The sequence below is a fragment of the Litoribrevibacter albus genome (assembly GCF_030159995.1).
GTDB lineage: Bacteria > Pseudomonadota > Gammaproteobacteria > Pseudomonadales > Litoribrevibacteraceae > Litoribrevibacter > Litoribrevibacter albus.
On the sequence record NZ_BSNM01000002.1, the window covers coordinates 107,426 to 122,954 of the forward strand.

Genomic DNA, 15,529 nt, shown 5'->3' on the forward strand with positions numbered 1-15,529 from the left:
CCCTTCGATCCGATAGTTAAATCAGGTTAAGGGGTTCTGATGTCTTTTTTCTTCCCATATTTTCAGCCAATCATCGACATCCCAAGTGGGCGTATCGTTGGTTATGAAGCCTTGGCTCGGACCTTGGATTCACAAGGTCGGGTATGCTCCGCTGGCCCCTTATTCAGCGATCCGTCTGTGCCCAAGGAAACGCTGCTGGACATCGATCGAAGCGTGAGAAAACAGGCCATTGAGCAAATCAAGAACATACCGGAAGGAACTTTTCTGACATTAAATATCTCGCCAGAATGGATTCAAATGCTAAAGCATCAGGACGCAGTGCCTACCATTGATATGGTGCTGTCGTCGGGGATTGATCCTCGTCGAATTATTATTGAAATCACAGAAAATGAAGGTGAGTTAGAGTCGATACAACGCTTGGTAGAAGAATATCGTGCACTAGGAATGCGCATAGCAGTGGATGATTTTGGTGCGGGTTATTCTGAATTAAACCGTATGATTGCTCTTGAACCCGATTTGATTAAGTTAGACATGCGTTTTTTCAAGTCGGCCATTGAAGGTGGTATTGCTAACGATGCGATTCAAGCCATTGGCTTTATGGCGGAGCGCATTGGTTGTGACGTGCTGTGCGAAGGTGTGGAAACGGAGCAGGAATTTAATTTCGCAGTAGAGTGCGGAGCGACTTTGATTCAAGGCTTTATGTTCTATCCTGCAAAAGCGTCATTTATTGCTCCTGAAGAAGCGATGGAAAAAACCGAACGGTTACGCCAATCGTTTTTAGCTTTGAAGCTGGAAGAAGAGAAAGAACGTGCGAATTATTTCAAAGACATTATGAGTAATGTGCATTTATTGACCGATCTTTGGCTAGGCACCAAAAATGTGCCGTCCATTGACTCATTACCGCACATGCCCGAAGGCTTTATTCGTTTTTACATTTGTTCGATCAGTGGTGAGCAGTTATCACCAAACTATGAATATTTCGATGGGCAATGGTATCAGGAACCGTCATTTATTGGGTACAACTGGTCTGGTCGTCCGTACTTTTATCAGGTGTTGGCAATTTCCGATATGTTGTCCCGAACCGAAGTAACTTCGAGACCGTATCGTGACCGGGCGTCTCGGGAGTTATTTCAAACCATTGGCATAAAGCTGGATGAAGGTCGGGTGTTGCTGGTGGACTACTTATACGACATTAATTGAGCCGCAATCCCTCACTATTGAAGTAAATCAAGGCGATAGGATGTCCTAGCTTTATACTTTGAATATTCGACGTGTTGTGTTCTGGTAGATGAGAAATTAATTTTCAGAACACGCTTTGACTTACGGCCTTTGGTACAGCCTATTTTTTGAGGGAACCTATCAGGATCATGAAACCTAAACGCGTTAATAAACCATCAAACTTTGCTGCAATCATTCTCAGCACTTTGGTTCTTGGAACGGTTGTTGGCTGCTCTAATCAAGAAGACAATTCCAAGGTGTCGTCTGCTGATGCTTCAACAGTAAGCGAACTAGCTGCACCACAAGCTAACCTGGATTTGAATGTGTATAAAAGCCCGACATGCGGTTGCTGTGGCGCCTGGGTTGATCATTTACAAGCAGGTGGCTTGCAAGTGAAAAGTCATAATGTGGATAACTTGACCCAGTTGAAAGCCGAGAAGGGCTTGAAGCCGGAATATCGGTCCTGTCATACCGCCGTATCCCGAGATGGTTATATCTTTGAGGGCCATGTGCCGGTGGAATACGTTCAACAATTTCTGAAAGAACAGCCGGAAGGTGCACTGGGCTTATCGGTACCAGGTATGCCAGTGGGAAGTCCGGGGATGGAAATGGGCGACCGTATTGATACTTATCAGGTCTTGAAAATTAACTTGGATGGCAGTGCGGAAGTGTACGCTACGGTTCAAGGTAATCATTAATATTTTCAGAGTGTTTTCTTCAGTGATTATTACACTTGGCGTTTCACAAGCTGTTCTATAGTTAAGCGATTGATAACTTAATTCTCTTATGGGATCAGGGAGGTTATATGTCGCTTATTCTAGGTCGTTTTCATTGTCTGCTGTTATTGGCAGGTTTAAGTCTCTGTTCCACTGTATTTGCTCAAGGGCGTTCGGTGGATTATGAGGTTCAAGGTACTGTTTATGACGGGTATTTTGTCAGTGCGGGTAAAGACGCTCCTTTGGTGATGTTAGTACATGACTGGGATGGCTTAACCGATTACGAAGTAAAGCGCGCAAACATGCTCGCAGATATGGGCTATAGCGTGTTTGCAGCGGATTTGTTTGGTAAGGGCATCCGACCTACAGAAGTCAAAGATAAGCGTCAACACACAGGTGAACTCTACAAAGACCGATCCAAGATGCGTAGCCTGTTAAGAGCTGCCTTGAAACAAGCACAATCCTTGGGTGGGAATACCGACAATGCGGTGGCGATGGGCTATTGCTTTGGTGGTGCGGCGGTATTGGAGTGGGCGCGTTCCGGGGACAAGTTAAAAGGCTTTGCCACCTTTCATGGCGGGTTAGCAACACCTGAAGGGCAGGACTATCAACACACGCAAGGTAAAATTCTGGTCATGCATGGCTCGGCGGATACGGCCATTACTATGGATCAGTTTGCGGCATTAACTAATGAGCTGGAATCGGCCGGTGTTCATCATGAAATGATAACTTACAGTGGCGCACCACATGCGTTTACGGTGTTTGGTTCATCGCGATATCGGGAGGATGCGGATAAAAAATCCTGGGCGCGGTTTACCGGGTTTCTGGAGAGTGAGTTAAAAGAATAGATTTATCTACGGATCATTCCAGAACAAAAAAAGCCCGACTGAGAACATTCAGTCGGGCTTTTTTGTTTAACGCCTTAGCTAATCGCTAATTTATCAAGTAGCTAGTTCAGGAATTAGCTTGCTGGAGGCGTCAACGTGCGAGTTGCTTCGTCAATGCTGATTACGTGAGTACGTAAGTTCGCAATGAAGTCCGCTGAACGGTTGTACCAAGACTCAGAAATGTACTCGTTGCCATTCTCAGAGGTTGGGACATTCAGCATTGTCACCTGGAAGTTATCCGCAGTGACATCAACAATCGCCACACCGTGCTCTCTTAGACGAGCAAAGGCAAGTGTTGAAGACACATCATCTGCATTAGCAGAGTTTGGAACCAAGAAGTCCAAATTTGACATTAGTGGTGCAATGTCCTCGACATTACCGCCCAAACCTTCAATCAAGCCAGAGACTGCTTCATCCATGTATGAGCCGAAAGTACCAGAGGTAACTGAAGAGGTGGTGATGTCAAACGAACCATTGCCGTGATCAGTCACGTAGGTAGAGTGAATGTCACCCGCAATACTGATTACATTGTTGCCAGCAAAGACATTGTTGATTAGGTTTTGCTTAGCGTTCGGGAAACCATCCCAGTGATCGACGTTTAAGTAGAATCGATTTTGGAATAACGACGGAATCGCTGAGAAATCTAAAAAGTTTCTGTTCTTATTATCGCTATTGTCTCTCAAGTCCAGTAGTAATGGGGAGAAAGAAACTGAACTGCCCATTACATTCCATGTACCGCCATTGGTGGCCAGTTGCGTACCTAACCATGTGGTTTGTGCATCACCGTAGGCGTTTTGGCTTGCTCCACCGTCCAACGCAGCGCGGAAGCCTGCGTACAGATCGAACAAGTCTTTGTTGACGAAGTAACGAGAGCCTAGGTCGCTGTACAGACCTTGTTTTCCGAAGTGAACAAAAGCAACGCCTTTTTCGGCGGCGGTCATATCAGCATCGCTGATGAAGGCGGAATCAGGTACAGCCAATGCACCGGAGTCTCGCGCTGCTGTAAGCGCTGCGTTGATGTAGAAAGCTGACAGGTTACCGGTAACGGCTTCATTTGCTAATTGCGCGTAGTTTTTACCTGCATCTTCAGCACTGATGCCACGAGCTTCGTAAGTATCACGATACTGAGAACCCATGATTAAGCGTAAATAAGCACGAGTAGTGCTGTAGGCCGCGTCATCAATATTGATGTAAGCAAAGGTGTTGGAACCAAACAGTGCCGCATGAGCGGCTGCGCCATTACCTCCTGTGGAGGCATCCAATGTGGCAATGATCTGTGCTTGAGTCATCGCCAATGCACCTGGGAAAGCATCTTCAGGAATGATGTGATCCGGGCGGTTAGAACGATAATCTGTAAGGAACAAGCTCAAGTTAGCACCGAATTGGAAGTCACGATAAATACGCGTATTCGGATACAGTTGGTCACTAGAGATATCCAACGTTCCACCAGCGTTTAAAGCAGTTTCATCAATTGCGGCTTCGTGGTCGATTGGCATGAATTCGAACCAGGCTTGCTCGGAATTTTGTTTTCTGAACGTACTTTCTTCGGATTTACCTGCATCGAAATAAGTACCGTTATTTCTCCAGCTGTCGTCTGAGTATTCATGGTCATCCCAGATTGCAATCAGCGGGAAAAGCTCGTGCAATTTCTGAAGTACGGAATCACTGCGGTATTCTTTATACAACTGACGGTAGTTGCTTAGGCTCTGTGCGGCATAACCGTCGTCCCCTAAATTAATTGCTCCGTCCAGGTCGGTAAACTGAATGCTGCGGCCTTCACTCGATTGGAAACTGGCACCTGTGGTTTCATAGATGTAGTCACCCATGTGCACAATAAAGTCTAAATCTTGTTCAAGCAGTGGCAGATAGGTGTTGTAGTAACGGCCGTTGTAGTCCTGACAGCTTACATACGCAAATTTCAGGTCAGTATCCGAACCAGCCGTTGGTGCAGTTTTCGTTCGGCCGGTATTAGTACGGTTGGCTTTGCCATTCTTCACATAGGTGAAGCGGTAGTAATATTGGGTCGCTGCATCCAGATTAATCACTCGTACTTTCAAGCAATGATCATGATCAGCTTCGGCAGTGAACTCTTGAGCCAGTACCAGGCTGGCTTCGTTGAAATCAGACGCAGAGGCCACTTCCAGCGCCAGCGTGATGTCTCCACTTACCGATGCATCATTTACTCGTGTCCACAAAATAACGCTGTTTGGACGAGGGTCACCCGACATGACCGATTGCGGGAAATAGCTTGGGGTAGAGGAAGAAGAGCTGGAGTCGCTGTTTGAACAGCCAGTCAAACCAGAAAGAGGAAGCGCTGCCGCACCGGTTGCTGCTACCGCCGTTTGAATAAAACGGCGACGTGAAATATTTGATTTCAATCCCATCGTCTAAACACCTTACATTAGCTTGGTTATGATTTTTTAATTGTGATCTTGCTACTGTTTGCTGAATGCTTATTTAATAAAAAGTTATTACTTTAGTATGACAAGACAAAAAATTAAGGTCTGTTTGGCCGTTTTGGCTGTCATAAAGCGACAAAAGCTTCTATTAGATGAATGAATATTCATATTCATCCTGCTTCTGCTGTGCTTTTTGACGGAAAACCGACTCTGAATGTCTGTCAAAAGAGTCAATTTTGCATCTTCATTCAATAAACGGGTATGACGAATCGAGACAAAAGGGTGGCCTTTGAATCACACTTTTGTCTTATTTGATGAGAGGTTCTTTCTTGGGCATGACTGGTAGAGAAGTAAGGGGGAAAGCCAGAGTGAGAGTAGAGGATGAGAGTAGAAAGTGATAGTGCCCCTGATTATTTCCCGAAAAGCTTGTGTTTGATCTGATTTGCTGCAACCTGGGCTACCCCTTTTTCTCGGGTAGGGCGTCGTACTAACTCCCCTTCACAGTTTGGGCACACGTGATTCATGTCGGTTGTGCAGTCCGGGCAAAACGTACACTCGTAGGAGCAGATGAAGGCTTGATCGGTGAACCCTAATGGAGTGCTGCACTTCTCGCAGGCTTTTTTCATTTTCAACATGGTTAATGGCTTCCTTGGCGTTTCTGAAATCAAGAAGGTCAATGAATAGTATGGGATACCAAGAAAGTAATGAAGTGTCATTTTTGACAAAAGGAGTGATAAAAGGGTGGCAAAAAGAGCGACAAAAAGGGTATTTAGAAGACTGACAAACAGAGTGTCATTCAATCGTCTTAAGCCAGAAGATGAAACGACACTCTATTTGGTGCGGTAGTAAGAATGAACTACTTAAATATCACCTGAGCGGAGTTTGTTGGCAATTTCCAACGGTTCAACTTCTAAACCAAACAGACCAGGTTCCCAGTTCATGCCGATCATGTGGTCTTCCTGATCCAAACCTTTAAGCCAGGTTTCAATGAATAGCTCCAGCTCAATCAGGGTTGGTTTGAAATCTTTCCAGTCGTCTTGGCCGTATTGAGCAGCACTATCTTCGCTCGACCAGAATAAAAAGATGGCGGTGTCTTCGTAGTCTTTGGATTCGCAGGATGCCCAGCCACCCTCATCGTGTTTTAACGCCCACACTTGTTTGTTTTCGAAGGCGTCTTTTAGAAAGGTTTCTGCATTGGCAAGTGCAGCGTCTTGGTCTTGAATGGCTGACATAGGAAGTTCCTCGTGATAATCGCCAGCATTATAGCGATTCGAATCTATTTCTTCAGACTTAAAAGTGGTATTTCAACAAAAAGCTTACACTTAGGCTGTCTGCCTCATCAAACTGACCCGAGGTGGTGACCTTGGTTCGCTTGCTGTTCAGATACAAGACTTCAGCGCCGAGATTAATGGAGGCTTCCTCCGGTTGCCACATGACTGCCAAGGTAAGACTGCGACCAAGGTCGTTGTTGTCATCGTCCATGTCATCGAGATCATCCATGCCGAAAAGGTCATAACGAACAGAGTATCGGAATTCTTCTTTAAGATAAGAGGCCATCAGGTAGGCCGAGTAGAAATCAGCATCGACGCCCGGTGCAGCGCCCATGGTGGTATTACCGTAAGAAGCTTCTGAGATCAGTTCTAATTCATCAGTTGCCAACCAGGAGCCGCCCAGTACAGTAAATTTTGTTCGCCAGGCGTATTCGCCATGATGAAGTTCGGTATCGCCCTGATTATCGACCCAGGCAAGGCTTACTATGTAATCGTCTCCGGTTACAGACGTTCGAAGCGCATAACCGGGCCGGTCATCGAGCTCTCGACCAAAAGGTTTGCTGCCATCGTCTCTCTGACCTTCAAAGGTACCGCCGTCTTCCAGACTGGCAAGTTCTGGTATAGCCAGCACATCACCGAATACGGTGCGATGTCGACCGTAACTCCAGCCACGATAGGCCAGAATGGCACCCATTGAATCGTTGCCTCCAAACAGGGTAACGGCGGTTTCCCACTCCGTTCCGTCATTGAAGTGATAGCGATGGCTGGCATCAAAACCAATAGGGCGAAACTCTTCTCCGATCCAGCTGTTCAGTGAGGAAAAAGACAGGGTGTAGGGAGATTCCCAAAAGCGTTCGGTGTTCTCCATCGAAATCGGAAGGAAGAACTGGCCAAAGGTAAATCTCAGACTGTGCTGGAAATTGATATCGGTTTGGTAACGGCCCTTGAGTTCAACTACGCCAAAAGCTCGGGCCGAATCACTTCTCGTTGTGTCTCTCGCTTGGAGATGCGTTGAAAATTTAAAATCGTCATTGAGCGTGTAGTGGTAGCCGAGATGAAACTCACCCAGCGCCGACAACTTGTCATCTGAATTGAGGGTGTAGCGCCCCAATCCACCTTGTAGCCAGCTCTGATCGGTTTGCCCTGTTTTACCGGCATTGTATTGTCCAAGGACATTAATCTCTGCGTCAAAACGATGAGGGGATGACGGTGAAGCCAGGGCGAGCGATCGGAAGAATAGCAACGGGATAAATATAGACAGACTTGTAATAAGAAAAAGAGCGTACCTTCCAGGGGTTGTATCCAACTTGTTAGGCGTTGTATCCAACTTGGGTAACAGACGATGCATGTTTGGTGCGTTCCTTCTCTTCAATGGCGTCCTTGAGTCGATAAATTCACCTTCTCTTTATGAATCCGCTCATTAAGACAGCTCTTGAGAGTATTCATTAACCACATCGTAGTCTTTAAACCATTGAATGAAGTTCGCCGAGTTCTGAGGCTTGCTGATGTAATAGCCTTGCAGTTTATCACAGCCATACCCTTCCAGCAGCGCCCAGGACTCTCGGCTTTCTACGCCTTCGGCAACGATATTCAAGCCCAGACAGTGTCCCATTTCGATAGTGGATTGAACAATCGCCTGGTCGTCTTTGTTTTGATCCAGTTTTAATACAAAGGACATGTCGATTTTTAATTCGTCCACCGGCAGTGATTTCAGTTGGCTTAACGAGGAATAGCCCGTGCCATAATCATCAATAGCCAATTTAATGCCTTGTTCTCTGAAACGGGTAAGGATCATAAGGGCTTGTTTAGGGTCTTGCATGACTGCACTTTCGGTCACTTCCAGAATCAAATCATCGGGCTTGAGTTTTAATTCCTTGAGGAGGCCAAAGACATAATCAGGTAGATCGTCGTGGGCCAAATCATACGCAGAAATATTTACCGCCATCACCAGCTCAAAGCCTTGAGATTTCCAATCCATACAATCGTTTAATACGTTGCGAATAACCCAGCGGCTGAGTGATGGCATTAAGCCGGATTGCTCTGCCAAACCAATGAATTCATCGGGAGCAATGAACCCCAGTTCCGGATGGAACCAGCGAATCAACGACTCCACTTGAGTTACTCGCTTTTGATGGAGATCTACCTTAGGTTGGTAGAACATCGTTAGCTGATCTTCCGAGATAGCAATTTTGAGGTCATCGACCAGACGAATTTGGTGCAGGTGTTTTTCTTCACTGCCTTGTTCATAAATGCTGGCACTGAGTTCTTTAGCTTTAGCCGCATTAAGTGCAATGTCTGCACGGCGTAACAACTGATCTGTTCTAAATCCGTGTTCAGGATAGATCGACGCACCGAGCCTTACAGACACCGGTATTTCCAGGCTGGCAATACAATAGTTGGTGTTGAGTGCATCTAAAACGGTTTCGAGTTCATCCGAAAGTGTATCTTCGTTGATATCGTTCAGAACCAGTAAAAACTCGTCTCCACCGAGTCTGGCGGGAGTGCATTCCGGAGGTGAAATTTCCTCCAGCTTTTGAGCAAACGCTTGTAACAGCTGATCCCCGATTTGATAGCCAAAGGTATCGTTGACCTGTTTGAATTTCTGAAGGTTGATACAGACCAATGCGAATGACTGTTCCACTTGTTGATGGTGTTTCAGGTGTTCTTCCACATGATGTTGAGCAGAACTTCGGTTGGCTAATCCGGTAAGAGCATCGTGGTAGGCTTGGTATAAGATTTTTTCTTCCCGATCGGCAATCTCGTGTTGCATTCGATCAAAGCTTGAGGCCAGTTTGCCAATTTCATTGTATTTATACTGTCCTGTTGCAATCTGTTCTGAATAGTCACCACTACTGATTCTTTGTGCTGCCGTCACCAACGTGTTGACCGGACGAGTCACGTTTCGGGCAATAAAAAACCCCATAATAACGGAGATCAGTAACGCAATACCGGAGATACTGAGAATCTGGATTTTGAGGGGGGAAAAGCGAGCGAAGGCTTCATCAAGTGACGTGCTCAGGATGGTATTCACCTGGTAATAGCCGCCATCTACTAACGGTGAAAGTAAAGCCAGGTATTCGTTATCATCCCACAGAATTCGTTGCCACGCTTCTTTGGTCATTGAGCTGTGGTTTTTATCCAAGGGTAATGTACTGATGTTCAAGGTTTGACTGTCGCGATAGATGGCCGTGAAACTGACTTCGAGGTTAGTCAGTTCTTTCAACTGGTTGGCTAGATTACGGTCAATAAGAAAACCAATGACGGCCCAGGCAACCGGGACGGGCGCGTTCACCTGCAACATCAACATTTGATAGGCTTTGCCATTCAACATCACGGTTTTCATTAAGCCGCCTTCTTTTCGGGCTTCACTCAATAAATCAGTGAAGGGAAAGGACTTGGTTTCCTGAGTGGTTGCTTCGGTACTGGCCAGTAACTTACCGTCCAGAGACGCCAGCATCATTAAGTCTGCATCAATGCGAGCGCCATGATTCTCTAACACGGAAATTAAGGTCTGTTCATCTTTGTCCAAAACGGCTGCTTTAAATCCGAAATCAGCTGTTAATACTTCCGCCGACTCAAAGAGTTGGTTTGCCCTAATGTCCATGATTTGCTCAAAGACTCTCAGACCGACTTTCAGTTTATCCTGTGCTTGTTGTTCTACGCTGTTATTGGTGGCCAGCAGAACGGCCGCGATGGTTGTGATGGAAGAGATCACAATCAAAGAGAGGAAAAGGATAAGAATTTTATTGCGTAGACTGATATCAATCATTGTAACGTTTCTTGTACTTTTTCTTGAATCGTTTGATAGGTTTAGGCGGTGTCAGCGTCAGAGTTATCACTGCACCTGATGCCCATTCGTCTTCTGATAGTCTTATCATCATAGGCTCCTGTGTATCTTTCAACCACGGGTGCCAAACTGCAATGCTGTTGCTGTTCGCATTTTGAGTAAATGACACTTCGCCAGAGCCATCCGTAACCTGGAATGTAGGCCAGGGTGATACAAAAATATAGCCCAGCATGGAGTCGTGAATGTTGCAGCCCAGAGCGACTAATCCTGGTTGATCAAACAAAATCGGTGTGTTCGGATCACCCTTGTAGAGTTTAATTTCGAAGCGTTTGGGCTCCGAAAAGGAGTAGACGTGATGCCGAATATTGTCGCTGTTAGGGAAGATAACCTGTCGCCCTTGCTCAATAGCCAGAACATGCGGTACGAAGGTGACATCAACCTGATCCATAATGGCTGGTTCAGAGGGAATGTTCGTAATTTTTCCGTCAGGTAGGGCAACAAAGGCATCTTTGACGGGGTCTCCAGACTGGTCAACCACTTTAATATCCAGAGCATTGGCTGCAGCAGGCATCCAACTAAGGCACAGTAGGAGTGTGGCGTTGATGGCAGAGCGTATGTTCAAGAATGACTCCATGAATTAGCGAGATATCGTTGTTAAAGCTTAGGTTCTCTTTCTTATCTGGGAAAGCGAAGCCTGTATGTCTTGTGGTTTTTGGGGTAATGCTTGTACTTATTGATTGCTAATGGCTTTAACGATTGAACTACTTTTCTGATTGAGTTGATGTTGGTTGAATTATCCTAGGCGTTGAATGTTGACTGTATCTGCCTGGTTGGATGACTGGTATTTAGCTGTTCTTCTTGATCCAGTTTTCGATCCATTTCAGCAGATCCTGTTCAGGAATCGGTCGCGACATGTAGTAACCTTGAATAATGTCGCCCCCCAGATGATCGGACATGTTGTAGAGATCCGAGTTTTCTATGCCTTCAAACACCACTTTCAATCCCAAACGTTTGGCCAGCATTACGCTGGATTCCACAATGGCTCGGTCGCTGTCATTTTCTCGGGCATGAAGCATGAAGCTTTTGTCTACTTTCAGTTCATCAAACGGGAAGATTCTTAGTCGTTCCAGTGAGGAATGTCCGGTCCCGAAATCGTCAATGGATAACTGAATGCCATGCATCGATAAACGATCCAGCACTTCCAGTGAATCGGCGTGGTCCAGATCTAACGCAGTCTCTGTGATTTCGAGGGTAAGGAATTCAGGTGGTATGGATTTCTTCTTTAGTAAACCGAGCACGTATTCGGGGAAATCAAGATTGTTGAGTTCTTTCGGCGAAATGTTGATGGCCAGATTGAGCAGATACCCATGACGATGCCAGTGTTTCCAATGTTCGAGTGATTTTTCCAGGATATAGCGGGTTAGCTCATTAATCAGGGACGTTCTTTCCATGGCATCAATGAACTGATCTGGAAACACTAACCCGAGCCTGGGGTGGTTTAACCGGCTTAACGCTTCAACACCGTAGATGGTTCGATCCGAGCAATTAATCTTGGGCTGATAAAAGATTTCAAATTGCTCTTTTTCAATGCCTCGAATCAGTTCATAAATCTTTAACGGACCTTCTTTCGAGCTCTCAGCTTTTTTCGGTTTTTCACCAATACTGCTTAACAGTTTGATTACGGAGTCTTCTGAAATGGGTTTGGCGATACTGCCCAATAAATTAATGTCGTGAATGCGTGCAAGCTGTTCTGCGGAATTAATGACTTTGGCAGCCATGGAGCTGATGATGCCAAAGTAACCTCGAAATCGCTTTTCTTTGAGCAGTCGGATCATTTCCAGGCCGTCGACTTTCTCCATGTTCAAGTCACACAACACAACATGTATGCCTGGATTGTGTTCAATGATGTCGAGTGCATCATTGGCATTGTTTGCGACAAACACTTCTTTGAGTTTGAGTGATTGACGGAGCATAGTTGCTAAATAGTCAGAAACGGAATGACTGTCGTCAATGACAATGCAGCGCATCCAGGAGAAGTCATAGGTTGGCTTCATGCTTGTTTATCCATTTCATGTCGTAATCTAGCGCGAGTCCATCAATGTAGGTATCTATTCAATATGGCACTCCACTCCGTACTGTCAAGTTAGCTTGCTTGCTTACAAACAAGGTTGCGAACAAGGGGAGGGACCGGAATGAGATGAAATGCGCCATCTCATACCTTTGTTTTAGTTTGAGGTGTTTTTGGTACTGAAGTGTCCTGATTTACCTATGAATTCGAACAGCAGTTTAAGGACATACCTCTTTTTTTACTTCCAGTCTTTCAGACCATAGCGAGCCATAATTTCTGCCAATTTGCCGGATGCTCTGAGATCGAGGGTTCCCTGATTGAGAAGCTGAACAATGTCTTTCATGTTGGCTTTCGCAGGTGTGCACGCAATGTACATAGGGCTGGGGTCACCCAGACTGCCAGCTATCTCAATTTTTCCTGCCATTCCCATTTCTTTTAATTTAGCTTCTACCACCAATGGCGAATCAATAAAGGTGGTTAAGCGACCAGCAATGACTTTCTTGATGTTTTTTTCCAGAGCGTTATCACCTTTAACGGTCTGAATGTTGTTGTGTTGGTTTTGTTTCACGTACTCATCAAATTCATCACCGTAGGCATAGCCGCCGATGACTCCGAGCTTGATGGCGTTTAATGAATCCAACCCCTGGTAACGCCAGGTATTACCGGTTGCCACATAAAATGCGGTGTTATCCATTCCCCAGGGCTCATCCGGGAAAAGAAAGTCCGGTGCATCTTCTTTATAGGCGCCAACCACACAATCTTCTGTGCCTTTTCTTACCTCGTTTAAGGCGCGCTCCCAGGGCATGGTTCGATAATCTACTGTGTGGCCGGATTTCGACAGGATCTCGGTGGCTAACTCAATCATGTACCCTGGTTGTTCAGCGCCCGGTTCGCCGTTCATTGGGTACCAGACATCCGCACGGATGGAAATGGAGTCTGCGTGTGTAAAGAAAGGCATCGCACTTGCGAAGAGTACAATAATGAGCGTGTGAAGGAATTTCGACATGGGTTACCTCATGCAAAAGGCTTAGCTGATCATAAAGTAACCATAGCTAGAACTAAGTAACTTGCAAACGTAGGCTGTAATCTGGCTTCTCGTGCACTATGCTCGTTCATATAGGGTGCAATTGATGGATAAGTATCCAATTTCCTTATTTTTTGTGTGAGAAAGTTCAAATTCTTTGACCATAGTAGGTGTTCTGCCTATGCTTTCTCGTACTTATTTATCAGTTTTTAGAGATGATTGAACGATGCGTATTTTGGTTTTTTTAGTAAGCCTTTTAGTCAGCCATGCTTATGCAAATGAGGAAAATGCTTCATCAGATGGTGATGTTCGCTTTTTTGCCTCTGAATGGCCGCCTTTCGAATATACCCAAGCCGATGGTTCAATCACTGGATATTCCGTGGAAATTTTGCGTGCGATGTTTGAAGAGCTGAAACTTGAACCAAGCATTAAAATTTTCCCGTGGAACCGATCCTATAAATTGGCTCAGGAAGAGGTAAACACGGCTGTGTTTACTATGGCTCGAAGTGAAAAACGGGAAGACTTGTTTAAGTGGGTTGGCCCGATTGCTCCGCGTGAGATTTATCTTTGGAAGCTGAAGGATCGAACTGAGATCAAGGTCAGTAGCTTTGAAGACGCCAAAAACTACATGATAGGCACGGTTCGTGGTGAGGCCGGAGAACAACAGCTTGTGGACATGGGCTTTGATTTGAAGAAGAACCTTCACTCGGTAGACAAGCAGGCTCGTAACTATCTTTTACTCTATAAAAAGCGCATTGATTTTATCTATGGCTTGGAATTTACCACCATTTATGGCCTGAAAAAGGCGGGTTACGATCCGAGCAAAATTGAAAAATCGCTATTATTAAATAGTGGTCTAGAATACTACTACGGATTCAATAAGAACACGTCGGATGACGTGGTTAATCGCTTTCAACAGGCGCTGGATACGATCAAGAAGAATGGAAAATTCGATAAGATCGTAAGCAAGTATGTGGTTCAATAATAATGATAATGTTGCCATTAAGCGATTACCTCAAAGACACGTTCAGTGTCTTGCGGCTCTTCAGTTTAACGCCTTTGGTTAGGATCAAAAATAGCTGATCAGGCGGAACTAAGAGCTTGGTTTACCTGCTACTAAGAATCCAGCTTGGTTTGCCTTGAATTCAGACGCTGTGATTTGATTACTCTTTTATCCCGAGCTTAATGATCTGTGGTACAGATCAACGTTTATTGATCGAACGTAACAAGCAAAGGATGCCGTCATTTACAGCAAATCAAATACGAGTTCAGAAATCAGTTTCTGATGAATCAATTGTCCCGATGGATTGGGTTACTGAAAGATTCTATTTGGCGTAGTGCATTGCCCAATCGCGTCGCATTTTCTCGAAAAGGGGAGAGCTATGCCTAATTCAACGCCAATCTCCACCGCCGTGTTGTTAGCGGCAGGCTGTGGTACTCGACTTCAGCCATTGACCTTAAGTGCACCTAAATGTTTAACGCCCGTTGCTGGTGAGACGATCTTGCATCGTTTAATTCAACATTTACGCACTCATGGTATTACCCGCTTAGTTGTTGTTATTGGTTATCGAGGTGATCAGGTTCAGCGCTATTTACTTGAGCACGCTTCGGATCTGAAACTTGAGTTTGTGGTGAATGAAGACTATCAAACCACCAATAACATCTATTCCTTGTGGTTAGCTAAAAAGCACATCCGTGATGCCTTCATCTTGCTTGAAAGCGATTTGGTGTTTGAAAGTTCTATGCTGGCTGACTTGCTGACGCCAGACCGTATTGCTGTTTCCAGCCCATTGCCGTGGATGAATGGCACCATGCTGGAAGTGGATGATCAATCCCACGCAAAGCGTTTTCATCTTGGCAAAAATCTTACGGAAAACAGACTCTTCAAGACGGTAAATATTTGTAGTCTTTCCTATGAGTCCTGGACCAAAGTGGCTGCCCGTATGGACGAATACGTCAGCGATGAAAAACTCAACGAGTATTATGAAGCGGTGTTTGCTGCGCTGGTGGATGAAGGCGCGCTGGATTTTGAAGTGGTTAAATTCAGAAACAACCGATGGTATGAAATTGATACCTTAGAAGATTTGGAAGCGGCAAATCATTTGTATGACGAAGAGTCAGATATGACTTCAGTTACCTCATATGCGGAAGCTCGTTGA

At 45.3% G+C, this 15,529-nt stretch carries 13 protein-coding genes; 5 read left to right on the plus strand and 8 right to left on the minus strand.

Annotation, left to right across the window (positions count from 1 at the left end; all coding sequences use genetic code 11):
• The first annotated feature begins 39 nt into the window (after positions 1–39).
• The 3 genes from QQL66_RS00625 (at position 40) to QQL66_RS00635 (ending at position 2,782) form a co-directional block, all read left to right on the plus strand.
• Positions 40–1,200: an EAL domain-containing protein gene (locus QQL66_RS00625; RefSeq protein ID WP_284377534.1), complete on the plus strand. Its 1,161-nt coding sequence runs from the start codon at positions 40–42 to the stop codon at positions 1,198–1,200.
• Positions 1,201–1,367: 167 nt separating this feature from the next.
• Positions 1,368–1,916: a DUF411 domain-containing protein gene (locus QQL66_RS00630; RefSeq protein ID WP_284377536.1), complete on the plus strand. Its 549-nt coding sequence runs from the start codon at positions 1,368–1,370 to the stop codon at positions 1,914–1,916.
• A gap of 107 nt (positions 1,917–2,023) precedes the next feature.
• Positions 2,024–2,782 (plus strand): dienelactone hydrolase family protein, encoded by a 759-nt coding sequence (locus tag QQL66_RS00635; protein WP_284377541.1) that lies wholly within the window; start codon positions 2,024–2,026, stop codon positions 2,780–2,782.
• Positions 2,783–2,895: 113 nt separating this feature from the next.
• Here the strand turns inward: QQL66_RS00635 and QQL66_RS00640 are convergent, their stop codons facing one another.
• The 8 genes from QQL66_RS00640 to QQL66_RS00675 form a co-directional block, all read right to left on the minus strand.
• Positions 2,896–5,205 (minus strand): alkaline phosphatase D family protein, encoded by a 2,310-nt coding sequence (locus QQL66_RS00640; RefSeq protein ID WP_284377543.1) that lies wholly within the window; start codon positions 5,203–5,205, stop codon positions 2,896–2,898.
• 425 nt (positions 5,206–5,630) lie between these two features.
• Entirely contained in the window at positions 5,631–5,855 is a 225-nt protein-coding gene (locus QQL66_RS00645; RefSeq protein ID WP_284377545.1) for a DUF1272 domain-containing protein, read from the minus strand.
• Positions 5,856–6,080: 225 nt separating this feature from the next.
• Positions 6,081–6,452, minus strand: a complete 372-nt coding sequence (locus QQL66_RS00650; RefSeq protein WP_284377548.1) for a DUF2750 domain-containing protein — start codon at positions 6,450–6,452, stop codon at positions 6,081–6,083.
• 58 nt (positions 6,453–6,510) lie between these two features.
• Entirely contained in the window at positions 6,511–7,839 is a 1,329-nt protein-coding gene (locus tag QQL66_RS00655) for a hypothetical protein (RefSeq protein WP_284377550.1), read from the minus strand.
• 72 nt (positions 7,840–7,911) lie between these two features.
• Positions 7,912–10,260 carry an EAL domain-containing protein gene (locus tag QQL66_RS00660; RefSeq protein WP_284377552.1) on the minus strand — a complete coding sequence of 783 codons (2,349 nt, stop codon included), beginning with the start codon at positions 10,258–10,260 and terminating at the stop codon, positions 7,912–7,914.
• The gene (locus tag QQL66_RS00665) at positions 10,253–10,900 is read right to left on the minus strand and encodes a methylamine utilization protein (protein ID WP_284377555.1); all 648 of its coding nucleotides are present in this window, start codon (positions 10,898–10,900) and stop codon (positions 10,253–10,255) included. Before QQL66_RS00665 ends, QQL66_RS00660 begins: the two co-directional genes overlap by 8 nt.
• Before the next feature lie 223 nt (positions 10,901–11,123).
• Positions 11,124–12,332, minus strand: a complete 1,209-nt coding sequence (locus QQL66_RS00670) for a two-component system response regulator (protein WP_284377557.1) — start codon at positions 12,330–12,332, stop codon at positions 11,124–11,126.
• A 252-nt stretch (positions 12,333–12,584) separates the two neighbouring features.
• Complete coding sequence (locus QQL66_RS00675) at positions 12,585–13,352, minus strand: substrate-binding periplasmic protein (protein WP_284377560.1); 768 nt, start codon at positions 13,350–13,352, stop codon at positions 12,585–12,587.
• A 244-nt stretch (positions 13,353–13,596) separates the two neighbouring features.
• Here QQL66_RS00675 and QQL66_RS00680 point away from each other — a divergent pair, with 244 nt between their 5' ends.
• Both QQL66_RS00680 and QQL66_RS00685 read left to right on the plus strand, forming a co-directional pair.
• Complete coding sequence (locus tag QQL66_RS00680; protein WP_284377562.1) at positions 13,597–14,355, plus strand: substrate-binding periplasmic protein; 759 nt, start codon at positions 13,597–13,599, stop codon at positions 14,353–14,355.
• Between the two features lie 397 nt (positions 14,356–14,752).
• Positions 14,753–15,529, plus strand: a complete 777-nt coding sequence (locus QQL66_RS00685; protein ID WP_284377564.1) for a phosphocholine cytidylyltransferase family protein — start codon at positions 14,753–14,755, stop codon at positions 15,527–15,529.